21 protein-coding genes are annotated in these 25,919 nt (G+C 57.7%); 15 read left to right on the top strand and 6 right to left on the bottom strand.

What is annotated here, in order from left to right; genetic code table 11:
- The first annotated feature begins 8 nt into the window (after positions 1–8).
- The 4 genes from argJ to AB4Y89_RS12400 all read left to right on the top strand — a co-directional run bounded on the left by argJ (position 9) and on the right by AB4Y89_RS12400 (position 6,761).
- Positions 9–1,226, top strand: a complete 1,218-nt coding sequence (gene argJ / locus AB4Y89_RS12415; RefSeq protein ID WP_442301246.1) for a bifunctional glutamate N-acetyltransferase/amino-acid acetyltransferase ArgJ — start codon at positions 9–11, stop codon at positions 1,224–1,226.
- Between the two features lie 184 nt (positions 1,227–1,410).
- Entirely contained in the window at positions 1,411–4,089 is a 2,679-nt protein-coding gene (gene aceE, locus AB4Y89_RS12410) for a pyruvate dehydrogenase (acetyl-transferring), homodimeric type (RefSeq protein WP_442301245.1), read from the top strand.
- Positions 4,090–4,201: 112 nt separating this feature from the next.
- Positions 4,202–4,828: a hypothetical protein gene (locus tag AB4Y89_RS12405; protein WP_442301244.1), complete on the top strand. Its 627-nt coding sequence runs from the start codon at positions 4,202–4,204 to the stop codon at positions 4,826–4,828.
- Positions 4,829–4,850: 22 nt separating this feature from the next.
- Positions 4,851–6,761 carry a capsule assembly Wzi family protein gene (locus AB4Y89_RS12400; protein WP_442301243.1) on the top strand — a complete coding sequence of 637 codons (1,911 nt, stop codon included), beginning with the start codon at positions 4,851–4,853 and terminating at the stop codon, positions 6,759–6,761.
- 177 nt (positions 6,762–6,938) lie between these two features.
- Here the strand turns inward: AB4Y89_RS12400 and AB4Y89_RS12395 are convergent, their stop codons facing one another.
- Both AB4Y89_RS12395 and AB4Y89_RS12390 read right to left on the bottom strand, forming a co-directional pair.
- Positions 6,939–7,901, bottom strand: coding sequence for a UDP-glucuronic acid decarboxylase family protein (locus AB4Y89_RS12395; protein ID WP_442301242.1), 963 nt, complete (start codon positions 7,899–7,901; stop codon positions 6,939–6,941).
- A gap of 38 nt (positions 7,902–7,939) precedes the next feature.
- On the bottom strand, positions 7,940–9,328 hold the full coding sequence (locus AB4Y89_RS12390) for a UDP-glucose dehydrogenase family protein (protein ID WP_442301241.1): 1,389 nt from the start codon (positions 9,326–9,328) through the stop codon (positions 7,940–7,942).
- 131 nt (positions 9,329–9,459) lie between these two features.
- Between AB4Y89_RS12390 and AB4Y89_RS12385 the strand changes: the two genes are divergently transcribed.
- From AB4Y89_RS12385 to AB4Y89_RS12360, 6 genes are read left to right on the top strand one after another with little or no spacing between them, the layout of a single operon-like run.
- Entirely contained in the window at positions 9,460–11,703 is a 2,244-nt protein-coding gene (locus AB4Y89_RS12385; RefSeq protein WP_442301240.1) for a GumC family protein, read from the top strand.
- 8 nt (positions 11,704–11,711) lie between these two features.
- Positions 11,712–12,707 (top strand): polysaccharide biosynthesis/export family protein, encoded by a 996-nt coding sequence (locus AB4Y89_RS12380; protein WP_442301239.1) that lies wholly within the window; start codon positions 11,712–11,714, stop codon positions 12,705–12,707.
- A 43-nt stretch (positions 12,708–12,750) separates the two neighbouring features.
- Positions 12,751–13,977, top strand: coding sequence for a glycosyltransferase family 4 protein (locus AB4Y89_RS12375; protein WP_442301238.1), 1,227 nt, complete (start codon positions 12,751–12,753; stop codon positions 13,975–13,977).
- Positions 13,978–14,019: 42 nt separating this feature from the next.
- On the top strand, positions 14,020–15,195 hold the full coding sequence (locus tag AB4Y89_RS12370) for a glycosyltransferase (RefSeq protein ID WP_442301237.1): 1,176 nt from the start codon (positions 14,020–14,022) through the stop codon (positions 15,193–15,195).
- Between the two features lie 2 nt (positions 15,196–15,197).
- Positions 15,198–15,821, top strand: coding sequence for a putative colanic acid biosynthesis acetyltransferase (locus tag AB4Y89_RS12365; protein ID WP_442301236.1), 624 nt, complete (start codon positions 15,198–15,200; stop codon positions 15,819–15,821).
- Entirely contained in the window at positions 15,818–16,651 is an 834-nt protein-coding gene (locus AB4Y89_RS12360) for a glycosyltransferase family 2 protein (RefSeq protein WP_442301235.1), read from the top strand. The genes AB4Y89_RS12365 and AB4Y89_RS12360 overlap by 4 nt, the downstream gene beginning before the upstream one ends.
- A 283-nt stretch (positions 16,652–16,934) precedes the next feature.
- Here the strand turns inward: AB4Y89_RS12360 and AB4Y89_RS12355 are convergent, their stop codons facing one another.
- The gene (locus tag AB4Y89_RS12355; RefSeq protein WP_147648730.1) at positions 16,935–17,315 is read right to left on the bottom strand and encodes a response regulator; all 381 of its coding nucleotides are present in this window, start codon (positions 17,313–17,315) and stop codon (positions 16,935–16,937) included.
- Positions 17,316–17,503: 188 nt separating this feature from the next.
- Here AB4Y89_RS12355 and AB4Y89_RS12350 point away from each other — a divergent pair, with 188 nt between their 5' ends.
- On the top strand, positions 17,504–18,886 hold the full coding sequence (locus tag AB4Y89_RS12350) for an ABC transporter ATP-binding protein (RefSeq protein ID WP_442301234.1): 1,383 nt from the start codon (positions 17,504–17,506) through the stop codon (positions 18,884–18,886).
- Complete coding sequence (locus AB4Y89_RS12345) at positions 18,883–20,643, top strand: ABC transporter permease (protein WP_442301233.1); 1,761 nt, start codon at positions 18,883–18,885, stop codon at positions 20,641–20,643. Before AB4Y89_RS12350 ends, AB4Y89_RS12345 begins: the two co-directional genes overlap by 4 nt.
- Before the next feature lie 206 nt (positions 20,644–20,849).
- Here the strand turns inward: AB4Y89_RS12345 and AB4Y89_RS12340 are convergent, their stop codons facing one another.
- Positions 20,850–21,455 carry a redoxin domain-containing protein gene (locus tag AB4Y89_RS12340; protein ID WP_442301232.1) on the bottom strand — a complete coding sequence of 202 codons (606 nt, stop codon included), beginning with the start codon at positions 21,453–21,455 and terminating at the stop codon, positions 20,850–20,852.
- Positions 21,456–21,543: 88 nt separating this feature from the next.
- Here AB4Y89_RS12340 and AB4Y89_RS12335 point away from each other — a divergent pair, with 88 nt between their 5' ends.
- Positions 21,544–21,798, top strand: a complete 255-nt coding sequence (locus AB4Y89_RS12335) for a glutaredoxin family protein (protein WP_263418531.1) — start codon at positions 21,544–21,546, stop codon at positions 21,796–21,798.
- A 109-nt stretch (positions 21,799–21,907) separates the two neighbouring features.
- On the opposite strand, the gene AB4Y89_RS12330 is transcribed toward AB4Y89_RS12335, so the two are convergent.
- Positions 21,908–22,339, bottom strand: a complete 432-nt coding sequence (locus AB4Y89_RS12330) for a putative signal transducing protein (protein WP_442301231.1) — start codon at positions 22,337–22,339, stop codon at positions 21,908–21,910.
- A gap of 57 nt (positions 22,340–22,396) precedes the next feature.
- Complete coding sequence (locus AB4Y89_RS12325) at positions 22,397–22,789, bottom strand: MarR family winged helix-turn-helix transcriptional regulator (protein ID WP_442301230.1); 393 nt, start codon at positions 22,787–22,789, stop codon at positions 22,397–22,399.
- 176 nt (positions 22,790–22,965) lie between these two features.
- Here AB4Y89_RS12325 and purB point away from each other — a divergent pair, with 176 nt between their 5' ends.
- Positions 22,966–24,276 (top strand): adenylosuccinate lyase, encoded by a 1,311-nt coding sequence (gene purB / locus AB4Y89_RS12320; RefSeq protein ID WP_442301229.1) that lies wholly within the window; start codon positions 22,966–22,968, stop codon positions 24,274–24,276.
- Between the two features lie 105 nt (positions 24,277–24,381).
- A complete protein-coding gene (locus AB4Y89_RS12315) occupies positions 24,382–25,752 on the top strand; it encodes a phospholipase D-like domain-containing protein (RefSeq protein ID WP_442301228.1) in 1,371 nt (456 codons plus the stop codon).
- The last annotated feature ends 167 nt before the right edge of the window (positions 25,753–25,919 follow it).

Below are 25,919 nucleotides of genomic sequence, written 5' to 3'. Positions count from 1 at the left end.
ACCGAGTAATGAACGAATCACAGCCTTCCTCACTTCCTGCCGGCTTTCTGTGGTCTGCCACGAAAGCCGGTATTAAGGCCTCCGGGAATCCCGATCTGGCCCTGGCTCTGGCGCCCGAAGGCGCCACCGCAGCCGCAGCTTTTACCAGCAATCAAATGGTCGCCGCTCCCATCGTCATTGGGCGGCAGCATATCGCCGCCTCCGATGGCCGCGTTACAGCGCTGCTGATCAACGCCGGCAATGCCAACTGCGCTACCGGACAGCATGGGCTGGATGCCTGCGTAACCTCCTGTGATGCTTTGGCGGCTCTGGCCAACTGCGGCCGGGAGAATATCTTCCCTTCCTCCACCGGCATCATCGGAGTTCCCCTTCCGGTCGAGAAGATTACCACCGCTCTCCCCACGGCCTTCGCCGCCCTCGCTGGTACAGAAGAGGCGGCGGACAGCTTCCGCCGCGCCATTATGACGACGGACACCAAACCGAAGTCGGCACGCGCCACTGTCATCTACAAGGGCAGGTCAGCCTCGATTTTCGGTGTTTGCAAGGGAGCAGGCATGATCGGCCCTCAGCTTGGGCCGCCGCACGCCACCATGCTGGTGTATCTGTTTACGGATATCGCGGCTACTCCTGCCCAGCTTCGCGAGGCCCTCGGCCCGACAGTAGAGGCCAGCTTCAACTCCATCTCGATCGACGGCGATACCTCTACGAACGACACGGTGCTCCTGCTTGCCTCCGGAGCCAGTGGTCTGACGCTGGATGCCGATACAGCGGACGCCTTCCGGAGCGCTCTGAACCGGGTTACCCAGGATCTGGCTCACCAGATTGTCGACGACGGCGAAGGCGTCACGCATGTGGTCACGCTGCACGTCACCGGAGCTGCCTCGGTTGCAGACGCCCAGACAATCGCCCGCACGATTGCCAATTCCCCGCTCTGCAAGACCGCCTGGTCCTCCGGCGATCCGAACTGGGGACGTCTTATCGCGGCGGCGGGCCGTTCGGGGGTCGTGTTCGACCCCGCCCTTGCGTCCATCCATATCGGCGATCAGCCAGTCTTTGAAGCAGGTACCCGCTCTCCTCATTTTGATGAGGCGGCGGCGCATACGGTCATGCTGCAACGCGAGTACACCATCCTGTTGAATCTCAACGCCGGCCAGGCCGAGACCCGCTTCCTGACCTGCGATCTCACACACGAGTACGTCACCATCAACGCCGACTACTCCACCTAGCACTTCCGACCTGCTCCTGGGAAACCAGGAGCGGGCCCTTTCTGATTCCCCAGCAAGCCCCCGAAACTTCGCACATCCGTGCGGTGATCGCACGGAAACGGTGACGCGCGTATGGGTAACGGTTTATCGTGGTAGGCGGCAGGCTGATATCCGCCCAAACTTCTACTTATAGGGGTGCCCCGCAATGTCCACGAAGCTCGATAACCCTCCGGCGACCGCCAACCCGGATTTCCTGGCTGAAGTCTCCGAGTGGATTGAAGCATTTGACGAGCTGGTCGTCGCCGAAGGCCATGAGCCCGCCGCTGAGCTGCTGTCCGCGCTGAAGCAGCGCGCTGCCGAAGCCGGCGTGGCCGCTACCGGCGAACTGACGACCCCATATCGCAACACCATCCATGCCCATGACGAGGTGCCCTATCCCGGCGATCGCAATCAGGAGCGGCGTGTCGAGGCCCTGATCCGCTGGAACGCCATGGCCATGGTGCACGGCCAGAACAAGAAGGATGCCGGCATCGGCGGTCATATTTCGACCTACTCGTCGCTGTGCACCCTGCTTGAAGTTGGTTACAACCACTTCTTCCGCGGCAAGTACGGCGACCAGCCCGGCGATTTCATCTACTTCCAGGGCCATGCCTCGCCCGGTGTCTACGCCCGCGCCTTCCTTGAAGGCCGCCTGAGCGAAGACCACCTGAAGAACTTCCGTCACGAGCTCCGCGATAAGCCCGGCCTATCGTCCTATCCCCACCCGTGGCTGATGCCGGAGTTCTGGAACTTCCCCACCGTTTCCATGGGCATTGGCCCGCTGAACGCCATTTACCAGGCACGTTTCATGCGTTACCTGGAGAACCGTAACCTGATCCAGAAGACGGGCCGCAAGGTCTGGGCCTTCGTCGGCGACGGCGAGTCGGACGAAGTGGATACCCTGGGCGCGATCGGTCTCGCTTCCCGCGAGAAGCTCGACAACCTGATCTTCGTCGTCAACTGCAACCTGCAGCGCCTAGATGGTCCGGTCCGCGGCAACAAGCGCATTATCGACGAGCTGGAAGGCGTCTTCCGTGGCGCCGGCTGGAATGTCATCAAAGTGGTCTGGGGCGCAGACTGGGATGAGCTCTTTGCCCGGGACTACAAGGGCCTGTTGCTCAAACGCATGGAAGAGTGTGTCGACGGCGACTTCCAGACCTTCAAGGCCAAAGGCGGCGCCTATCTCCGTCAGCACTTCTTCGGTAAATATCCGGAGCTGCTGGAGATGGTTGCCGACAAGACCGATGAGCAGCTAGCCCGGCTGCACCGCGGCGGCCATGACCCCGCCAAGATCTTCAACGCCTACAAGCGTGCAACTGAGTACACCGGCGGCCCGACCGTCATCCTGGCCAAGACGGTCAAGGGTTATGGCCTGGGAACGACGGAAGCTCGCAACGCCAGCCATCAGGAGAAGAAGCTTACCGACGATGGCCTGGCGGCTTTCGTCAAGCGTTTCGACATTCCCGTATCGGAGCAGACCGCCAAGGACGCCGGTCTGTATCACCCTGGACAGGATGCCCCGGAGATCCAGTATCTGCAGGCCCGCCGTAAGGAACTTGGCGGCTACCTCCCGGTTCGCGAAGTCCCCGCACTGAACTTCAAGGCGCCGGCGCCCGACTTCTTCAAGGAGTGGATGGCCGGCAGCAAGGGTCGCGAAGTCTCCACCACCATGGGCTTCGTCTCCATGCTCCGCTCCCTGCTCAAGGAGCCGAACTTCGGCAAGTACGTTGTCCCCATCGTTCCTGACGAAGGCCGTACCTTCGGCCTTGAATCTGTGATCAAACAGGTTGGCATCTATGCCTGTGAAGGTCAGAAGTACACGCCGCACGATGCCGACATGCTTCTGAGCTATCGCGAAGAGAAGGATGGCCAGATCCTCGAGGAAGGCATCACCGAGGCGGGCTCGATGGCCAGCTTCACCGCCGCGGGAACGGCCTACTCCAACTACGGCATTCCTTCGATCCCGTTCTACATGTACTACTCGATGTTCGGCTTCCAGCGCGTCGGAGACATGGCATGGGCATTTGCGGACTCTCGCGGAAAAGGCTTCCTCATGGGCGGGACAGCTGGACGCACCACCATGCTGGGTGAAGGTCTGCAGCACCAGGACGGCCACTCGCCCGTACTGGCAAGCACCGTTCCAACCTGCCTGAGCTACGATCCTGCCTTCCTCTTCGAAATGGCAGTCGTCATTCAGGATGGCCTGAAGCGGATGTACGAACAGGGTGAGAACGTCTTCTACTACATCACCATGTACAACGAGGACTACGTTCAACCTGAGGCGCCTGCAAATCTGGACGTCAACGGTATCCTCAAGGGCCTGTACCTTTACAAGCCTGCTGCCGGCGAAGCGACGGTACAGCTCTTCGGCTCGGGCACCATCCTGAACGAGGTGGTCAAGGCACAGCAGATTCTGGCCGACGAGTACAAGATCCAGGCAAACGTATGGTCCGTCCCCAGCTACACCGAGCTCCGCCGCGACGCACTTGCGATTGAGCGGTGGAATCGCCTGCACCCCGCAGAGCCGGAGAGGAAGCCGTATCTGCTGGAGGCTCTCGGCAACGCCCAGGGGCCAGTCATCGCGGCCTCGGACTACATGAAGGTCATGCCGGATGCTCTGGCTCCGTGGCTTGGCCAGCGTCTGGTCACGCTCGGTACAGACGGCTTTGGCCGCTCTGACAATCGTGAGTATCTGCGTGCGCACTTCGAGATCGGCGCCAAGGATATCGTCGCAGCCGCGCTCTCCAAGCTGGTTCGCGATGGTAAGGTGAAAGCCAAAACCGCGCTCAAGGCATTTGCCGATCTCGGCATCAACACCGAGAAGAAGGACGCCGCTCGCGCCTGAAGTCCACTATCATCCGTAAAAGCCCGGCTGTCGCCGGGCTTTTGCTTGCCAAGCACAAGCACCATCTTGCTCTTTTGCCGGTGTGTGCTACCTTGCAGAGAAACAGGTCGAAATGTCTGCCGCTACTTTTGAAAACCCACTGATTCCTAATCAGCGTCTCAAACAGCTCTACAACGCCATGCGCGATCTGCGCTCCGGCAGCAAACGTACACGCGGTCTGGAGGCCGGTATCGCGGCTACAGCGAACCACCTGCGGCCGCAGGACACGATCGCTGCCTCCGCCGCCCTGGCGCCGGCTGTCGGCATCGTACAACAAAGCAGCGGTAACCTTTTGCCCGGCACACTGGATGCTGCGCAGCAATTCGCCGCTGTACATGGCGCTGCCTTTGCGAACATGCACTTCACTCCTGGCTTTGTGGCTGTGCTCTATCTGGATAGTGCACTTCCTGCCGGATGTGAAAGGTTCATTGAAATGACTGCGAAGCGCGAGTTACCCGTGCTGTATCTCCAGCTTCCCGGACATACTCCTCATCCCTCCGCCGCTAAACATAAGATCCCGGTCATTCCTGTCGATGTACACGATGCTGTTGCGTGTTATCGCGTGGCACAGGAGGCGTTTACGCGGGCTCGTACGCTCCATCTCCCCACGTGGATCAGCTTCCAGCAGATTGGTGATGAAGACTCTCTCGATGCAATGCGAGGGTATCTTAAGGCCAAGGGACTGCTGGCGCGTTCGTGAGCAAAGGTAAACTGAGAGCAGCATGCGCCGCTTCCCTATAGCACTCTCCCTCGCTTTCGGTTTCGTCGTTTTATATTCCGCCAGTGCGCAGCAGAACGATCCGGCGCAGCAGAACCTTCCTGCGCAACAACCCGGTTATAACCAGCAACAGCAGACCAATCCTCCGGCTCTTCCTCCTTACAATCCGGACCAGAAGCAACCTCCGGCCCTTCCGCCGCCGCAGCCCGTCCCTCCTCCGGTCGTTGCACCCCAGCCGACAGAGCAACATCCATTCACGGCGCGTAACCAGTACGGGCCGCCAGCGACGATCCGCAAAATCGACTTTCTGGGTTCGGTGTACATCCCCGTCGATAGCTGGATCTATCCAGCCATGCTGCGTCTGCACGCCTACGGATATCTCAATACGGCTTTCATCAGCATTCGGCCCTGGACCAGGCGTAGCGCCATCAATATGCTGGTCGACTCAGAGCAGGACATTCGAGCCGGCGATAACGAAGAAGCGAAGGCTATTCTTGATTCGCTGCTTCATGAGTTCGATGCGGAACTAGCTGCGAACTTTGATGGCGTTGGAGCAGTGAACGGCCTTTATTCGGCGTACACCCGCCTCGGTTATATCTCCGGGCCGGTGCTCCGCGATAGTTTTCACCTGGGGCAGACCGTCAGCAACGACTATGGGCGTCCGTATCAGAGCGGCTTCAATAACATCACAGGGTTCTCTACCGTCAATGAGATCGGCCGGCTCTCACTGTCGGTTCGTGGTGAGTACCAGCACGCGCCTTCGGCCGATGGGTACAGTTACGCGCTGGCGCAGCAGCTCGCAGCCGTCGACAGGGTTCCCTACGACGGGTTCAATCGTCACCAAAGCACGATTCCTGAAGGTCCCATTGCAGCAACCAACACCTTTCGGATCCAGGAAGCGAATCTCTCGTTTCACCTTGCCAAGCATGAGTTCTCACTCGGAAAGTCCGATGCCTGGAACGGGCCGGGCCTGGGGGGTGCATTTTCCTGGACCAACAATGCGGAGAATATCTATTCGTTCCGCATCAACCGCGTCGAACCGATGTATATCCCGTTCATCCGCAATGTCCTGGGGCCTCTTCGCTATGACATCTTTGTCGGCAGCCTGAAGGGACACACGTATCCGAATTCTCCGTGGGTACATTCCACTACATTCAGCTTCGCACCCACGAAGAACTTCCAGTTTGGATTTTCCCGTACCGCAATCTGGGGAGGTAAGGGGCATACCCCGATCACCATCCACACGTTCCTTAAGAGCTTCTTCCACTTCCAGGATACGAATGGGACTGAAAAATTCTCCCGCTCCGATCCAGGAGCTCGTTTCAGCATGTTTACGGCGTCGTGGCGCCTTCCCATTCCGAAGCACCTCGCGACCTTCTATCTGGATTCGATGGTGCACGACGATGTCACGCCCATAAGCGCTCCGCATCGTGCCTCGTTTCGTCCGGGGCTTTATCTGGCGCAGCTTCCCTATCTCCCTAAGCTTGACCTCCGTCTCGAAGGCGTCAGCACCGATCCTCCGGTCCCAAACAGCGGAAGGGGCGAGTTCATGTACTACGAAACCGTTCAACGTCAGGGTTACACCAACAAAGGCTTCATCATGGGAGACGCCATCGGCCGCGAAGCCAAAGGGGGCCAGGCATGGCTTACCTGGCACTTCTCTGGCAACGAATCGGTGCAACTGCAGTACCTGAACAAGAAAACCCCTAAGGACTTTGTCCCCGGCGGCACTACGCAGAATCAGTTCTCCGTCAATCTCGTCAAGCGCTTTGCCAAAGAGGTGGAACTCAATGCGACTTTGCAGCATGAGATCTGGAAGGCGCCGGTCTACAAACAAGGCCAGCAGAACAATACACTCGTTCAGTTTCAGCTCACCTGGTACCCGCGCCTGCGTCAAGGACTTGGCACGCATTAGAACAAACGGTTAAACAGAAAAGGCCCACACACTTCAGGTGCGTGGGCCTTCCTACTTTGTACCGTTAGAGCATTCTCCTAATACTGTGGTGTTGGAGAAATCTGCGAATGCCGTTTTCTTCGAAGGAAAACGGCGCAAACTGCAAACGCTTCGCTCTACACCTTTAGGAGAAGTGCTCTAGACCGCGGTTGTGGACTTCTCAGCTGCGACGCAGCTTTTGAAATACGGCAATGAGAGTCCAAGCCCTTCATGCAGCATTACTTTCGGTTCCCAACCCAGCAACGTCCTGGCCTTCGTGATGTCCGGGCGGCGCTGCTTGGGATCGTCCTGAGGAAGTGGCTGGAAACTGATCTCACTCTTCGAGCCCGTAATAGCCAGCACCTCTTTAGCACACTCCAGGATCGTCCACTCCACCGGATTGCCGATATTCGTCGGCAGGTGCTCGTTGCTCCACGCTAATTTGACGATTCCATCGATCAGGTCGGAGACATAGCAGAAGCTGCGCGTCTGGGACCCATCGCCGTAAATGGTGAGGGGGTCGCCGCGAAGCGCCTGCATCATGAAGTTTGAGATGACACGTCCATCATTTGCCTGCAGACGAGGACCATAGGTGTTGAAGATGCGCACCAGGTGCGTATTGACGCCATGGTAGCGCTCATACGCGGCAACGGCAGCCTCGCTGAAGCGCTTGGCTTCGTCGTATACACTGCGAGGGCCAATCGGATTGACATTGCCCCAATACGTCTCCACCTGCGGATGCACGAGGGGGTCCCCATAGCACTCCGATGTAGAAGCGTGCAGATATCCAGCCTTATATTTCTTTGCCAGTTCCAGTGTGTTGAGCGTTCCACTAGAACCTACCTGCAGCGTCTCGATGCCGAGACGCATATAGTCGGCGGGGCTGGCAGGCGATGCCATGTTGAAGATGTAGTCGAACGGGCCAGGATCGAAACTCTGGCAGATGTCCTGCTCGGCAAAAGAAAACCGCGGTTCACTGGCAAGATGGGCCAGGTTGGCCATCTTGCCAGTCGCCAGGTTGTCGATGCCGTGCACGTCATGCCCTTCGCTCAGAAGTACATCGCACAGGTGCGATGCCAGAAATCCTGCGGCTCCAGTGACAACAATGCGGCGTTTGCCCATGCTTTTGGGTCTTCTCCTTGTGCGCGTTACGTTCGAGATTAGTGGGCCGGATGAGCCGAAGGGCGTCCAACGCTGGTGTAGTGGAAGCCAGCTTCCGACATCGCTTCAGGCTCGTACATATTACGGCCGTCTACGATGATGGAATAGCGCATCGACTTATTCAGCCGTGCCAGATCGAGCTGGCCGAACTCCGCCCAGTCAGTAAGGATCAAGAGCGCATCAGCATCGTTTGCCGCCTCATAGGGATCGCCCACATACTTGCAGTTCGGCCCCTCAGGCAATTCGAGCTTCGCGCGACTCATGGCAGCTGGATCGAATGCCGCAACCGAGCAGCCCTCAGCCAGCAGCGTCTGTACCAGAGCAATCGCAGGGCTCTCGCGAATGTCATCCGTGTCACCCTTGAAGGCAAGTCCGAGTACCCCCAGTTTCTTGCCGCGCAGCGTCCAAAGGGTCGAACGAACCTTGGCGATAAAACGCTTCTTCTGTTGCTCGTTAATCCGTTCGACTTCTGCCAGCAGATTGAAGCCAAGGCCCATCTGCTCAGCCACCGAACGGAACGCCGAAACATCCTTTGGGAAGCAGGAGCCGCCATATCCGATGCCAGGCCGCAGGAAGCGGGGTCCGATACGCGCGTCCAGTCCCATGCCTTTTGCCACCTGCTCGACGTTTGCGTCAGCTTCCTCGCAAATGTTGGCTACGGCATTGATAAAGCTGATCTTCAATGCCAGAAAGGCATTGGAGGCATGTTTAATGATCTCTGCGCTCTTGGTAGAAGTCAGAAGAATCGGAGGAAGCTCCTCTGTATTGCAGATACCGGTAATGTGCCCTTCCTGCTTGTAATAGGCACCTTCCGTCAGGGGAGCATAAATAGCTTTGAGAAGCTCGGCCGCACGCGGGCTGTCAGAACCTACGACAATGCGGTCAGGATGGAGGAAGTCCTCAACCGCGGTGCCTTCGCGCAGGAATTCGGGGTTTGATACGACATCAAAAAGATGCTTATCTACGCCATTACGCTCAATGACGCGGCGAATCCACTCATTGGTGTAAACAGGCACAGTGCTTTTCTCGACAATGACCTTATACCCATTGATGGAACGCGCAATCTCGGCCGCAACAGCTTCGACATAGGACAGATCAGCATCGCCTGTCTCGCTTTGCGGTGTACCTACAGCAACAAAAATGACATCAGAGTTCTTAGTGGCTTCGCCCAGGTCGGTCGTAAAGGTGACCCGGCCATTTCGATACTTACCCAGCAGTTCGGGCAAGTGGTTTTCGTGGATCAGCGTGTCACCGCCCTGTAATGCCTTCACCTTGCGCTCGTCGTTGTCGACACATACGACCGAATGCCCGATCTCAGCGAAACAGACCGCCGCCACCAGCCCCACATACCCTGAACCGACTACTGCGATGCGAACGTTTTGCGCCATAGGCTCCCTATCAGAATTTGATCTACTGGTTCCAGTCTAGGGCATAGCAAGGTTTTTTTAATCATTTGCAGCACTTGACGCAGTACTTTTCAAATTCCATGAACCTAGGGTCTCGGTTAGACTGAGTACACATGGGTCCGCAAAATCCTCAGCAACCTCTCCCGCCGACGACGGATTACCGTGCTGCTGCGTCTGCGCCTACGGATGCATCGCTTTCTGAAGCAATCCTCGTACTGCGTAAACGCCGTTGGGTTCTGCTCATTGCCATTGCAGTTGGCTTAGCGTATGGCATGTACCGGTCGGTCTCGCAACCGCGCTTATATATAGCGACCGGCCGTATTGAGGTGCGTTCGGGCTCCTCGAACGAGTACCGACTCACGACTGTAGGCGCAACCGACACGAGCAGTCACCTCAATACCCAATCGACCATCCTGACCAGCGAAACCCTGCTGCTGACGGTTGCTCGCGAGCTGAACCTGAATAACGAACCGGCTTTCCTGGGCGTACGTCCCCCCGTACCTGTAACGTCGCTCGATACGCCAATGATCCGCCAGGCCACATTGGGGCGGTTAAAGGCAAATCTCACAGTATCGATCGTGGCACGTACGAACCTGATCACGATCAACTATCGCAGTCTCGACGCACATCTGTCGGCTAATATCATCAACACGCTGATCAAAGACTATATCCAGCGTAGCTACCAGACCCGGTTCAACTCAGCACAGCACGCCAGTCAATGGCTCACCGGTCAGCTTGATGATCTCAAACAGCAGGTAGAGACTTCGCAGGAACAGCTTCTCGAGTTACAGCGCCGCCTCGGTTCTGTAGGCGTAAGCATTGATCCGACACACAGCCAAAGCGAGATCACTTCCCTCATCGACAGCCTCACGAAGGCAGCGGGCGATGCCCGCATCAACCGCATCATCGCGGAGTCCCGCTATCGCGCGCTGGCCCAGGCGGATCCCGCTTCGATGGAAGGTCTGATCGATGCAACCCCAAGCATCCAACCGGGCGGGCTGAATAGTTTGCGTGGTGAGCTGGCTAACGCCCGCGCGCACTATGCAGAACTGACATCGCAGCTTGGTCCGAACCACCCTCAGGTCAAGGCTGCCAAAGCGCAGATGGATGAGCTCGCGACCGAGATCAATACCGAGCAGGGACGTCTGCTCAATCAGGCAAAACAAACGTATCTCGCCGCCAAGGCCACTGAAGAGCAGACCCAGGCCGCACTCGAGGCACAGAAGGCCGATGCATACAAACTACGCGACGAGCTGGTGGAATATACGTTGCGTCAGCGTGAGTTCGAATCGGGACGCCAGCTTTATGACAGCCTGCTGCAGCGCTTGCGGGCTGCGGGTATTCAGGCGGGTCTGGAGTCTCTGGAAATTGATGTCGTTGACCAGGCGCTGATTCCGGCGGCACCTACGCTGCAGTCAGCCACCACCATCATTGTCGTGACGCTGCTGTTCAGTCTGTTCGGCGGCATCGTCATCGCCTTCCTGCTTGAGAGCCTCGACACTGGCCTGCGTACGATTGCTGAAGTCGAAGGCATCACGGAACTGCCGGCATTGGCCATCATCCCGAAGTCACGCCGCACCGTCAGCGAATTGCCGGCCGGCATGAGTGTCACACAACTCAATATGGGTGTGCTTACCATGCCCAAATCCCAGTTTGCTGAAGCCTTCCGTTCGCTTCGGACCTCCATCCTGCTGTCCGACACGGCTCACCCACCCCGGACGATCCTGTTTACCAGCGCTACACCGTCGGAAGGTAAGACAACCTGCTCCACAAACCTGTCCTGCATCCTGGCTCAACGTGAGACCAGAGTGCTTCTTATCGACGCTGACCTTCGGCGTCCCAGCGTCCATCACCGTTTTGGCTTGAATGGCAAGGTTGGTCTCTCTACGGTGCTGAGTGGGGCCACCAGCCTTGAAGAAGCGGTGCAACAGGTGGCCGATGTACCGAACCTTGACATTCTGGCCAGCGGTCCGGTTCCTCCCTTCCCGACCGAGATGCTCAGCTCAGAAGGCATGCAGCATCTCATCGAGAACGCAAAGACGAAATACACGCATGTCGTCATCGACTCCCCTCCTATTCTTTCTGTTACGGATGGTGTGATCCTTGGTCGCCAGACGGATACCGCTGTGCTTGTCATTCGCCACGGCAAATCCAGCAAACAGGTTGTCCGCCGTGCAAGAGACCTTCTCGTCCGTTCCGGTATCCGTGTGACTGGTTTTGTATTGAACGCGGTCGATATCAACTCGCCTGAATACTATGGCTACTACGGCTACTCGGGTTACTCCTACGCGAACCTCGACTCTGACACGTGGGAGACAGCAGCCACACCCAAGAAGCGTCAGGGGGAAGGAGAGTGAAACTGACTATGCCGTTTCTCAAGGTTAAGATCGGATCTCCGGTTCTGCTGGCTGTCATCATGGCCGCAGCGGTTCCCTCGACTCACGCACAGTTCGCAGGCCCGGCTCCGGGGAATGATAGCGGTGTCAATCATCCGCTGAAGATCACTACGGATCCAGCTCTTCTCTTCCCTCCTGATCGCGAACCGACGGTGGGCGGCGGCGACTTGCTGACGGTTCACATCTACGGTTCCACAGACTACGCTCCGACGGCTCGCGTTTCACTGGATGGCTCGATTGCCCTTCCTCTGGCGGGCGTCGTCCATGTTCAGGGCTTGACATTGACCCAGGCCGAACACGCCATCGCCGAACATCTGGTTGCGGGGGGGATGTACAACGATCCCCAGGTATCCATCCAAGTCATGGAAACCCCCAATCAGATCATTACTGTTACCGGCGAAACGCGGGGCCTTGCAGGCGTAGTACCAGCTTTGGGGCGCCGGCGTCTTTTTGATGTTATTGCCGCCTCCGGAGGGCTTCTGCCGACCGCAAGCCATGTGGTCACTGTCCTCCGCCCCGGCCAGGATGCACCTTTGGTGATCGATCTCGGCAATAACCCGGCTAACGGTTCGATGGCAAACGTGCCACTCTTTGCGGGAGATACTCTGGTCATCCCAAGAACGGGCGTGATCTATGCTCTTGGCGCATTCAAGTTACAAAGTGCGATTCCGCTCGTCAGCAACTCGCCTCTCACGGTATTGCAGGCAATCGCGATTGCAGGCGGCCCGAACTTTGAAGGTAAACGTGAGGAGACCCGCATTATCCGCACCGAGGGAACGCGCCGCGTCGAGGTAAAGGTCAATATGTCTCGTGTGATTGCAGGCAAGGATCCCGATCCCGTCCTGCAACCGGATGACATCCTCTACCTGCCGACAAGCGGTATAAGGGCCGCGATTCGAGCAGGCGGCATCGCCACACTGATGGGTATTGCACAGCTCTCGTCTTACATCACGCTCAATCACTAAACGCCACGACGTCCATCCAGGAAAGGAGTTCAACGTCCGCATCATGGGTGACCATCAAGTGTCCTCCAGGCGCAAGCTCCGGCTCGCATATCTGGTTACGCATCCGATCCAATATCAGGCCCCCCTGCTCCGCCGTATCTCTCGGGAGCCGGACATTGACCTGACTGTTTATTTCGGTTCGGACTTCTCCGTTCGTGGCTACAAAGACCAGGGGTTCGGCGTTGAGGTGAAATGGGACATTCCTCTCCTGGAGGGTTATAAATACGAATTCCTCCCCAGGATTCTGGACAACGTCTCTTCACCAGATCATTTGCGTCCCCTGAACCGAGGTTTTTTCTCCAGAATCGCCCGGCACGACGTGCTTTGGACCCATGGATACTCCAGCGTGAATGCTCTCCATGCCATGGTGGCTGCCAAGGCGCTCGGGGTGCCGGTCCTGCTGCGGGCCGAGYCATGGATGGCGGACCGGCCGAGAGCCGGATGGAAGCTGGCGATGAAGAAGGCCTACTTTGCGGCTCTGTCGCATCTGATCGATGCGACCCTGCCGATCGGAACGCTGAACAGCCAGTATTGGAGCTATTACTTCGGGGAGGATATTCCCCAGTTCCTCTTTCCGTATGCGGTCGATAACAGTTATTTCCAGCAGCGCGCGATTCCCGCCCGGGAGACTCGCGCGCAGTTGCAACAGGAACTCAACCTGGATCCATCTCGCCCGGTGATCCTGTTCGCTTCCAAGCTGCAGCAGCGCAAGCACTGCGACCATCTGCTGGAAGCTTATCTCCGGCTGTCGCCAGCACCTGGAGTCGATCCGCATCCCTACCTCGTCGTCGTCGGGGACGGAGAACAGCGGGCGAAGTTGGAAGCGCGTGTCAAAGAATCCGGATGTACCAGCGTCCGCTTTGCTGGTTTCCGCAACCAGGCAGAACTGCCCCGTTTCTTCGATCTCGCCAGTGTCTTCGTCCTGCCTTCACGGCATGAACCCTGGGGACTGATCGTCAACGAGGTCATGAATGCCGGACGCGCGGTGATTGTCTCAACCGATGTTGGCTCCCAACGTGATCTTGTAACCGACGGCGTCGAAGGATGCGTCTTTCCGGTTGGTAATATCGATGCACTGACTGATGCCCTGCGGCGTGTTTTTGCGACACCGGATACTCCCGCGGCAATGGGTACTGCCGCCCTGGAGCGCGTCAACCACTGGAGTTTTGAAGAAGATGTGCAGGGACTGCGGCAGGCGCTTGCACACGTTACCGGCAACTTTATCGCCTGAACTGTTTTATTAACTGTTGTCCCTGAGAATCTCTGCCAGACCATGCGCATTCTGCACATCATCCGGACGATCAATCCTGAGGCTGGCGGGCCGGCTGAAGCGGTCCGCACCCTGATCAGCTATAAGGACCTCGGCTATGAAGGGGAAGTCCTTACGCAGGACGATCCGAATGCTCCTTATCTCAAAGGACTGCCCTTCCCCGTGCATGCGCTAGGGCCCGTCAATTCGACCTATGGCTACACCTCGAAGCTGATTCCATGGCTCAAGAAAAACCGTTCTCGCTTTGATGGAGCGGTGGTCAACGGACTTTGGAACTATGGAGGACTCGCCGCCTATCGCGCGCTCCTCGGTGAGATTCCGTATATTGTCTTCCCACATGGGATGCTTGATCCTTATTTCAAGTCGGCGTATCCGCTGAAACACCTTAAGAAGCTTGCCTATTGGCTTTCGGCAGAGTACCGGGTCCTAAAAGGAGCCAACTACGTCCTCTTTACCTCTCAGGCAGAGAAAGAGCTTGCGGAAAAGACCTTCCCCATCTACCAGTGGACCCCGCACGTCGTTCCCTACGGGGCCGACACGCCGCGCATTCAGAAGACTGAGGCGCTTCGGGCTTTTTATGAAGCCGCACCCGATCTTGAAGGCAAACGTTTCCTACTTTTTCTGGGACGAATTCATCCTAAAAAGGGTGTCGATCTCATGCTTGAAGCTTTCGCGCAGACTGCAGCTCTCGATCCCGAGTTGCACCTGGTGATTGCTGGCCCGGATCAGGTGGGATGGCGCCAGGAATTGCAAACTATTGTCGACAAGGCAGGCCTGACCAGCCGGGTCCATTGGCCTGGAATGCTCAAAGGCGCACTCAAATGGGGAGCCTTTTACGCCTGTGAGGCATTCATTCTGCCGTCGCACCAGGAGAACTTCGGCATTGCTGTTGCCGAGGCTCTTGCCTGCGGTAAGCCGGTACTGCTCTCTGACCAGGTGAACATCGCGCCGGACATCAAAGCAGACAGCGTCGGCATGGTGGAGGCCGACACCCTGGATGGGACATTGAACCTCTTCCGTCGCTGGCATGCTCTCTCCGCGGACGAACGCGCGCAGATGTATGAGCAGGCTCCGGTTACTTTTCGTAGACGCTACGATATGAAAGAAAACGCCAAGATCATCCTGAGCCTGTTTGGCAAAGAGCTGAAGAAGCATCCCCTCAACAACTCGGAGAACTAGTGATGGCGAGACAGATCGATTACAAGTCGACAGAGGCTCTGTCTTCTGACACCACGGGCGATCCATATCTTCGCCCTGCCTTCTCTGTCGGAAACCGCCTTAAGCGCCTGGTCTGGAATATCACCTGGCTGCTCTTCTACCGCACCTCACCGCGTCCTTTCCATGCGTGGCGCAGCATGCTTCTGCGGCTCTTCGGCGCAACCATGGGAGCGCACTGCCACTTCTATCCCGGCTCGCGCGTCTGGGCGCCATGGAATCTCATCTGCGGTGAACAGGTAACCCTTGGCGACGGCGCAGAGGTCTACAACCCTTCGCCCATGACCTTTGCCTCCCATGCCATCGTCTCGCAGAATGGCTATATCTGTGGCGCAACCCACGACTACGACGATCCGGCCTTCCCTCTGGTCAGCTACCGCATGCGCCTCGGCGAATACTCCTGGATCTGTGCCCACGCCAACGTCGCTCCTGGCGTCAATGTCGGTGACGGAGCCGTCCTCGGCCTCGCTTCTACCGCTACCCGAGACATGGAACCCTGGACCGTTTACGCCGGTTCGCCCGCCGTCAAGATCAAAGACCGCAAGCGTGTCTACACCACCTCCACACCCTCCGGAGACGAACAGGCATGATCTCCATCCTCATCCTGACCAAGGACGAAGAGAAGAACCTCCCCGGATGCATTGAGTCTGTCCGTTGGTCCGACGATATCCACGTCCTCGATTCCGTCTCCCGCGACAACACCCAGGCCGTCGCTCGCAAACTCGGAGCCATCGTCACCGAGCGCCCCTTCGACAACTGGGCCGCACACCAGAACTGGGCGCTCGCCAATATTCCCTTCAAGCACATGTGGGTCTTCTACCTGGACGCCGACGAATACTGCACACCCAGCCTGAAAGACGCCCTTCTTCAAGCCGTCGCCGCTCCAGGTGAGAACGTCGCCTACCGCATCCAGCGCCGCGACTTCTTCCTCGGCACCTGGCTCAAACACGTGCAGACTTCGCCCTTCTACATACGCCTCTTCCGTCCCGAGTGCATGAGGTACGAGCGCCTGGTCAATCCCGTCTCCATTCCTTCGGGCCCGGTTGCACAGCTCACCGGATACCTCGACCACTTTCCTTTCAGCAAGGGCATCGGCCACTGGATCGAACGTCATAATCAGTACAGCCGCTTTGAAGCCGAGCAGATCGTCGCCAACCGCCGCGCCCAGGGCGAAGAAAGCCCCAAAGTCAGCATCCGTTCAGCTCTCTTCGAGAAGGACTTCCACAAACGCCGCTTCCACCAGAAAGAACTCTTCTACAAGACACCCGGGCGCCCGCTCATCAAGTTCCTGGTCCTCTACGTGCTCAAGAAGGGCTTCCTCGACGGTCGCGCCGGCTTCACCTATGCCACGCTACAGGCCATCTACGAATACCTGATCGTCCTCAAAACCCGCGAGATCGAATACATCGGCCGGCTTTAAGCCTTTATCTCCGCTGCCCGATTCTTCGCCGCAGACGAAGAATCGGGTATCGCGACCATGCGCGACCCATTCAATAAACTCCCAGTATCGGGACTTCAAATCGCTCTGCGAACATCGGCGGAGGCGCGCCTCATACCGACCTAAGACATCGCCCCAGGCGTACAGAATCGTACAGACGCCGAAGACCTGAAGACCCCATACGCGTCACACTTCAATCCTCTTAGTAAAAGCAGAAAAGCGCCCCTTCCTCAGGGACGCTTTTCTGCTTTGCTTACTAAAATTTTTAGCCGCGAAGCTTCGCTAACAGATCTGTGGGGTGCACGGGCTTTGCCAGGATCTCGAACTCGTGCCCCTGGCTCCGTGCCTTGTCCAGCAGATCGGCCGTGGCGGCCTGTCCACTGAAGAGAAGAATCTTGCAATGAGGAAGACGCGTACGCGTCTCGATTGCCGCTTCAATACCAGTCATTCCCGTCATGATGACATCGCTGATCAGCATGTCCGGACGGAAGGAGTCCAATGCCTCTACGGCCTTTTCGCCGCTATAAACAGCCTTTGCCTCGAAACCGGCCTGGTTGAGAATGATCGCCAGCGTATTTGCGATCACCTGCTCATCGTCCGCCACCAGCACCTTGGCGCGTGGCTGATTCCCTGTGGTCTCTGTCATGGGGGTGATTCCTTACCTCAAAGTCGAAAAATTTCAACCGGCAGCTTGCACGAACGTACTATCCTGCGCGAAAGCGTCTGACGCGCCCGCTGAAACAATGATACGCTGTCCGCAGCGTCCCCGCTTGCAAGTTGTGAATTTTCAGCAACAAACGGCTTATCAAACCTCAACACTAAAAATCAAGAAGCATGCAGCCAGCCATCATTCGCGCCGAGCGCGTCGAGAAATATTATTCCCAACCGAGCGAGAACCGCATCCAGGTTATCTCGCCGACGGACCTCTCCATCGTTCAGGGAGAGATCATCGCCTTGCTTGGCCCTTCAGGCTCTGGCAAGTCGACCCTGCTGCGCATGCTCACCGGTCTTTCCACGCCTTCGGCAGGGCAAGTCTACTGGCACGAAGCGCCGATCCAGAGCGCGGACGTGAATGTCAGCATCGTCTTTCAGTCGTTCGCACTCTTTCCATGGCTCACGGTTCTCGAAAACATCGAAGCGCCATTGAAAGCACGTGGTGTCGATGCTGCTACACGCCGCAAGCGCTCCCTCAAGATCCTCGACACTGTTGGTCTCGACGGTTTCCAGGCCGCCTATCCCAAGGAGCTCTCGGGAGGTATGCGCCAGCGCGTCGGCTTTGCCCGTGCCCTGGTCGTCGAGCCGGAAGTCCTGTTTATGGATGAACCGTTCTCCGCGCTTGATGTTCTTACGGCAGAGAACCTGCGATCTGAGCTACTAGAGCTGTGGCACAAGAGGACGATTCCGACGAAGTCTATCTTCATCGTGACCCACAACATCGAAGAGGCGGTGCTGCTGGCAGACCGCATCATCGTGCTCGGCCGTAACCCTGGCCACATCCGTACGGACTTCCGCGTCAATCTGGCGCATCCTCGCGATCGTAAGGCGGCTGCCTTTACACAGCTCGTTGACTACATCTACAAGGTGCTTACGCAGCCCGAAGCGCCCGCGCCGGCACTCCCGAATATCAACGGCCGCCGTGTTCGCGATCAGCGCGAGATGAAGTATCAGATGCTGCCCCATGCACGTCCGGGCGGTATTGCAGGTCTGCTTGAGTTTCTGCTCGACCACGGCGGCAAATCAGATATCTATCGCCTGGCCGATGATCTTGCCTTCGAGATCGACGATCTGTTGCCTATCGTGGAAGCTGCATCGATCCTGAAGTTCCTGACAGTCACCGAAGGCGACGCTGCCATCACAGCCCTGGGCACCGAGTATGCCAACGCGGAGATCCTTCGCCAGAAGGAGATCTTCCGTGAAGCCGCGGTAGACAATGTGCTTCTGCTGCGCCAGATCGTTCGCGCACTGCAATCGAAGTCTGATCACACGGTGCCGGAAGACTTCTTCCATGACACGCTCGACGAAGTCTTCTCTGAAGAGGAGACCGTCCGTCAGTTGGAAACCGCAATCACCTGGGGCCGTTATGCGGAGATCTTCGACTTCGACTCGACGCGCCGCCGCTTTATTCTTCCCGAGTCGTCTCTTGCGGAGCCGGAGAGCACCTTCGCCGATGCTCCGGAGGAAGAGGAGGAGAAAGATAAGCAGGAGACCGGTCTATGATTCAGCTTCCTGCCGGCTTCCATCTGCGGCGTGACACTCTCGCTCGCTCTGTTGTTGTTCGCCGCAGCTGGCCGGTCTTCCTTGACCTCTGCGTCGCGGGTCTTCTGCTGGCTTGTTTTTATGCGGTCGTGCAGATTGCCCGTTACTGGAACTCGACTCCGCGTACGGATTTCGCCATCTCCCTCTCGCCGCATGCATTGCCGATGTATGCGTTCTTCTCGATTGTGCGCATCGGCTTTGCCTATCTGCTGTCGCTTGCCTTCGCGCTGACCTACGGCTACATCGCGGCCTATACGCCCCGTCTCGAGGGCCTGATGCTGGCGTGCCTGGATATCCTGCAATCGATCCCGGTACTCAGCTTCCTACCTGGAGTTATGCTGGCGATGGTGGCTCTCGTCCCCGGCCATCAACTCGGTATCGAGATGGGCGCCATCATCCTCATCTTCACGGGACAGGCGTGGAACATTGCCTATAGCTTCTATGCATCGCTTAAGGCCATTCCGCGCGAGCTGACTGAAGCGGCACGTATCTACAACTTCTCTCCGATACAGCGCTTCTTCAATCTGGAGCTTCCGTTTGCCACCATCGGTCTGATCTGGAACTCGATGGTCTCGGTCGCGGGAGGATGGTTCTTCCTGATGGCCTGCGAGATGTTCATCCTCGGCAGCCGCGACTTCCGCCTGCCGGGCCTTGGATCGTACCTGCAGACAGCGGCAGCGAATGGGGATTTCCGCGCCATCACCTATGGCCTGCTAACGATGATCGCCATCATCGTTGCCACGGATCAGCTTCTGTGGAGACCGCTGATTGCGTGGAGCGATAAGTTCAAGTTCGAGCAGACAGAGAGTTCGAACCGAGTCTCCTCGCCGCTACTCCACCTGCTGCAACACTCCACGGCGATTCGTCACCTGCGGCAGCGCACGCTTCGTCCGGTCAGCGAGCTCTTCTACCGCACTTCGTACAAACGCCGCGCAGCACACCACCAGCAGCCTGCTTCGGACTCCACATTGCAGAAGGTGCTCCGCTATGTAGCAGCCGGTTTGGTCATCGGTATCGTGCTATTCGCAGCGACCCACGCCATCGTCTTGTTACGAGAGGTTCAGCCGCGTCAGATTGGCATGATCTTCCTCGGAGCCGGAGCGACCTTTCTGCGCGTCCTTGCTGCGTTGCTGATCGGTTCCGCATGGACCATCCCCGCCGGTGTAGCGATCGGCCTGCACCCGCGCCTGGCCCGCATTGCACAGCCCCTGGCGCAGATTGCGGCATCTGTACCGGCGACCGCTGTCTTCCCTGTGCTGCTGGTTGGGATCGTGAAGGCGGGCGGCGGACTCGGTATCGGATCGATCGCGCTGATGTTGCTTGGAACACAGTGGTACATCCTGTTCAACGTCATAGCTGGAGCGATCGCCATTCCGAGCGATCTGCGTGAAGTGGGCCGCCTCTTCCGCTTCTCGACGGTCGAAAAGTGGAAGGTGATTATTCTGCCGTCGATCTTCCCTTACCTGATCACCGGCCTGGTGACAGCATCCGGCGGCGCATGGAATGCGTCCATCGTGGCCGAGTACTTCCGGCTGAAGAATCAGACCTTGTCCACCTTCGGCCTGGGGGCGCAAATCTCCGCGGCCACGGATGCCGGACAGTTCCCGGTTCTGCTATGGGCAACGATCGTGATGGCGCTGATTGTCGTGACCATCAACCGGCTGCTGTGGCGGCCGATCTACCGGATTGCGGAGACCCGTTACAAGCTCAGCGCGTAAGAAAAGCGGCCATCAGGCCGCTTTTCAGTTGCTGGTTGCTAGTTTCTAGTTGCTAGTGTGCTAAAAGTTCACGCCATTAAATCCGAACGTATCCACCACCCGAAACGCTGAAAAAGCAGCTCCTTCACCGAGCGAACAAGTTTGCTTGAGGACCCCGAACGTTCAGGGGCTCCATCAACTAGCAACCAGGAACCAGCAACTAGGAACTAGTTCGGGTACTTCACGGCACATCCATAGGGCCGCGTTGATGTTACGGCAACCGGCTGACCCGCCATCGCCGCCGTCAGGGCATCGTTGAGATAGTTCTTTGCACCCTTTAGCGTCGCCGGATCAGGCGACGGTTTGTCGTCGATCGCCCCCATATACACGAGCTTTCCCTGAGGATCGATCACGAACATATGCGGTGTCGTCTTCGCGGCGTACAGATGGCCGATAGAGCCCGAGGGATCGAGAACGACTGCTGAGGCAGCGACCTTCATCTTCCTGATGTAGTCATTCTCCTGCGCGGCGGTGACATACCCCTGCTCTCCAGGAGCCGACGAAATAATGCTCAGCCAAACCACACCTTTGTCCGTCCACTGCTTCTGCAGGGATTCCATGTTGCCGCTCTCGTAGTGCTTTCTCTCGAACGGACATCCCTGGTTATGCCACTCCAACACGACCCACTTGCCCTTGTACTGTGAGACCGACTGGGTTTTGCCGTTAGAGTCTGTTCCCTTGAAGTCCGGGGCGGTCTCCCCCGGCCGCACAGCCATCGCAGGCAGCGCCAATCCCGCTGCCAGGCCCAGTACCGCTAGTCGACGAGCTATCATACGCACCTCCGCGTGCCCAATATTCTGCGCCGTGGGCAACGTGTACGGCAACTCCCTCTTGTTGAGCCCGTCCTAGTACACTGGAAGTATGGAGCTTACTGTTTACTCCGCCGGCTGGTGCCGGGACTGCCGCGAAGCCAAGCGCTTCCTCACCAAGCACAATATCCCCTTTACCGAGATCGACATCGAGAGCACGCCCGGAGCGTCCGACGAGGTGATCCGCAATGTCGGCAAACGCGCCATCCCACAGTTCGTACTCAACGGACAGTGGATTCAACCCTATCGCCCGGGCGAAGGCTTCCTGCACGACGAGATGTCAGAACTCTTCGGCGTTACAGGCTGAGTTCGGCCTCTTCAGAGCATTTTCCCTGTTGCTGGGTAGCCCGAAAGAGGAGTGCGGCGGCGTTTTCATTGCGGAAAACGCCCATAGATGCGGAAGCCCTACACCACACCTACAGGGGAAATGCTCCGCCGTCGTCGATCCATTCCACGCGGCAACTCTCGCAGTGCCAGCGGTCGCTGGGGACAGGCACCGGAAAACCGAGCCAGAGGAGAAGGTAGCTCCAACCTTTGCGGATACCCGGGTGGGAGACATCCAGAGAACCGCACTGCGGGCATCGAGGCTGCGGTTCAGGATCTTCCCCATCCGCGACATCCAGTTCTTCCGGAATGGGCGCAGCCAACAGTTCCCTCGCCCGCTCGAGGTCCGCAGGCGCTACCTGCAGACGAATCCATCCAATGAACTGTGAGTAGCCCCAGTCCATCCGGACAAAGTTTTCGTCCTGCAGGAAACACTGGATACCATCGCTCTCCAGCAGACTGCGCGCAATCATGGCGGCGGTCAGATCGCGGAACTTCTCGACATTTACCAGGGCTTCGGCCATGTGCTGCCCAATCTTACCCGAGGATCCCTCGCCTACTGACCCATCTCAGTCCGAAGCTCATTTGCTCATGACCTTTTCCAGCGCCTGCTTGATCTGGGGACCGACGCGATCCAACTCCAGGAGGTGCCGCTCGACAAGGCGCATGAGGATGCGCTCTCCGCGCGGCGTAAGCTTTAACACGACCCTGCGGGCATCAATCAGATCACGCTTGCGAAGCAGCAGGCCTTCTTCGACGGCGCGGCCAACCAGCTCCACCGCGGAGTTATGCTTCAGATACATCCGCTCGGCAACATAGGCGATCGTCGGCTCCGTTGCCGCAAAGATAACCTGCATGAGCTGGTATTGCTGGGCATGAATTCCCTCTTCCGCAGCGGCTTCCTCACTGAAGAAGAGAAAGCCACGCAGAGTGTGGCGGAACTCGACCAGACGTTCAAAGCGGTTTGCGTTCATATTTATATCGTATCACGATATAAATATAGTTAAAAGTTGAAAGTTGAAAGAGTTGAAGCGGTACCGCATGGGCACGGAGAAGCCCATCAACACATCCAGGCTAGGCAACCCGTCGCAGCATCGCTCGTCCAACTGGCTCTCCGGTAAACTAGTGTTTTCAGGGAGAATTTCACGCAATGATCGCGCGCTATACCCGCCCGGAGATGGGCAAGATCTGGTCTGACGAGAGCAAGTTTGGCTCTTGGCTGAAGGTGGAGTTGGCGGCCACAGATGTACTGGCCGAGCATGGCATTGTTCCCAAAGAGGCTGCCGTTGAGCTGCGCGCCAAGGCAAAGTTCGATGTCGACCGCATCCGCGAGATCGAACTGGATACGCGCCATGACGTCATTGCATTTACGACCAACGTCGCCGAGAACGTGGGGCCTGCTTCGCGCTGGCTGCACTATGGCCTGACCTCGACCGATGTGGTCGATACCGCCCAGGCGCTGCAACTGGCAGCTGCCAATGCGATTCTCCGTGAAGGCATCCTGAAGCTGATCCTGGTGCTGAAGCGTCGCGCGCTTGAGTTCAAGCACACGCCGATGATCGGCCGTACGCACGGTGTCCACGCAGAGCCGACTACGTATGGCCTGCGACTGCTGCTGTGGTACGCCGAGATGCATCGCAACCTCAAGCGCTTCGACGCGGCAGCGGAAGATATGCGTGTCGGCAAGCTTTCGGGCGCTGTTGGCAGCTTCGGCCACCTGAAGCCCGAGCATGAAGAGCGCATCTGCGCCTCTCTCGGCCTGCAATCTGCCTCCGTCTCGACCCAGGTGCTGCAGCGTGACCGCCATGCTGCTTATATCGCCACGTTGGCCGTTATCGCCAGCACCCTGGACAAGATCGCTCTCGATATCCGTCACCTGCAGCGCACTGAGGTGCGCGAGGCGGAAGAGTTCTTCTCCGCCAAGCAGAAGGGGTCGAGCGCAATGCCGCACAAGCGCAATCCCATCACCTGCGAGAACATCTGCGGCCTGGCCCGCGTGATCCGCGGCAATGCCCAGGTAGCGCTGGAGAATGTTGCTCTGTGGCACGAGCGGGATATCTCGCACTCGTCGGCCGAACGCGTCATTCTGCCTGATACGACCATCGCCCTCGACTACATCCTGGACAAGACCTCCAACCTGATCGACAAGCTGCTGGTCTACCCGCACCGCATGATGAAGAACCTGGAGCTGACGGGCGGACTGGTCTTCTCTGGCCAACTCCTGCTGGATCTGGCCGAGTCCGGAATGCTGCGTGAAGATGCCTACAAGCTGGTCCAGACGCACGCCATGGCAGCATGGGCGAGCGAAGGCGAAGGACCGACCTTCAAGGAGAGGATCGCCGCTGATCCTGAGGTCGCGAAGCGTCTGTCACCGGAAAAGATTGCATTGGCGTTTACATTCGAGCGGCAACTTGCGAATGTAGACACCATCTTCGAGCGGGTATTGAAGGAATATGCGTAAAGCAGCCAGTTAACAGTTTCCTGTTGACGAGGTGTGGTTGAGCGTACCTGAACAAGGGATCAATCAAAGGCTCAGGTTTTCATGGATATTGTGCCAGATACGAGCATGGCGATTCCCTTTGTGCAATCAGGTTCATATCCGACACGCTCCGGGAATCTGGTACGGCCGTTGATTGACGGTGAACCCGCATTTCGGCGCATTTGCGAAGTGATCGAGACAGCCCGACGGAGCATCTGGGTAACGGTGACTTTCATGTGGCAAGCCTGCGAGATGCCGGACGGCCGCGGAACCCCATTCGATGTCCTTGATCGTGCGGCTGCCCGCGGCATCGACGTGCGGATCATCTTCTGGCGACCGGACGAGGAGACCGCGTGGCTCAGGCAAAACGCGTTCTGGGGGTCCGCGACGCACATCGACTTGCTCTGTCGCCGTCGATCTGGCGTGAAGATCCGCTGGGATCGGGCCAAGCCAGGTTTCTGCCAGCATCAGAAGAGCTGGCTTGTCGATGCCGGCGCCGCGGATGAAACGGCGTTTGTGGGCGGGATCAATCTCAATCCACATTCTATGGTCGCGCCTGGCCATGCCGGTGAAGGGCACAATCATGACGTTTACCTAGAGCTTGCAGGTCCGTCCGTGGTGGACGTCCATCACAATTTTGTACAGCGCTGGAACGAAGCAAGTGAGAGATTGTCAGAGCAAGGCCGCTGGGGGGCCGGTTGCGAAGTGAATTTGCAGTTTCCAAATCGTGTTCCAGCTAAACGCGGCGCGGTGGTTGTGCAGATACAAAGAACGATGCATTCCGGACGTTATGTTGACGGACGAGCAACACCGGAAGGGGCGCCGTATGATATCGCGTCGGGTGAGCGATCAAATTTCGAACAGTATTGTGCCGCTATCCTCGCTGCACGCCGCTCCATCTATATTGAAAATCAGCAGATCGACGTGCCCGAAATTGTGGATTGTCTGCATCGGGCTCTCACGCGAGGCGTCGAAGTGGTTTTACTTGTGCCTTCCGATCCAGAAGTCGCTGTGCAGGCTCAGCGAGAGCTGCCCGCTTTTCTTAAATCTCTGGTAAAGTTCGGGATTTTCGCCAATTTTATCTTGGCCGGTGTTGCGGGAGTAGGCGCTGACGGTAATCGCAAATCGGTCTACGTTCACTCCAAACTGATGTTGGTCGACGACGAATGGGCTACCGTCGGATCGTGCAATCTGCACCGCTTTTCACTCTTCGGAAACGGTGAAATGAATGTCGCCTTCTCAGATCCACGTACCGTTCGCGCGTTCCGCTGCGAGCTCTTGCAGGAGCATCTGGATAAGGACACATCCGGCATGGATGATCGGAGCGCGCTCTGTCTATTCCGAGAGATCGCGAGACAGAACCGTAGAAAATTAGAAGCCGGTGACCATACTTGGCAGGGGCTGGCGTTCGAGCTTGCTACGGGATGCAACCAGGGTCGTGAAGCAGCTCAAGGTTAGCTCCCCGAACTCCATGGAGCACTAAACCCCAATGCACTCAAGGACAAGCAACGAGTGCCGAGGAAAACCCATCCTCGTATCGCAGCTCGATTAGGAAAATTGGTCCGTCCACTTATTGACTCTTCCCTATCCGAAGCGGTAGGATTTCTGCGGAAACATCCCATTCC

The sequence above is a fragment of the Terriglobus sp. 2YAB30_2 genome (assembly GCF_052114765.1).
Lineage (GTDB): Bacteria > Acidobacteriota > Terriglobia > Terriglobales > Acidobacteriaceae > Terriglobus.
Note: the sequence above shows the minus strand (reverse complement) of the source record. Positions and strands in the feature narration are given on the sequence as shown.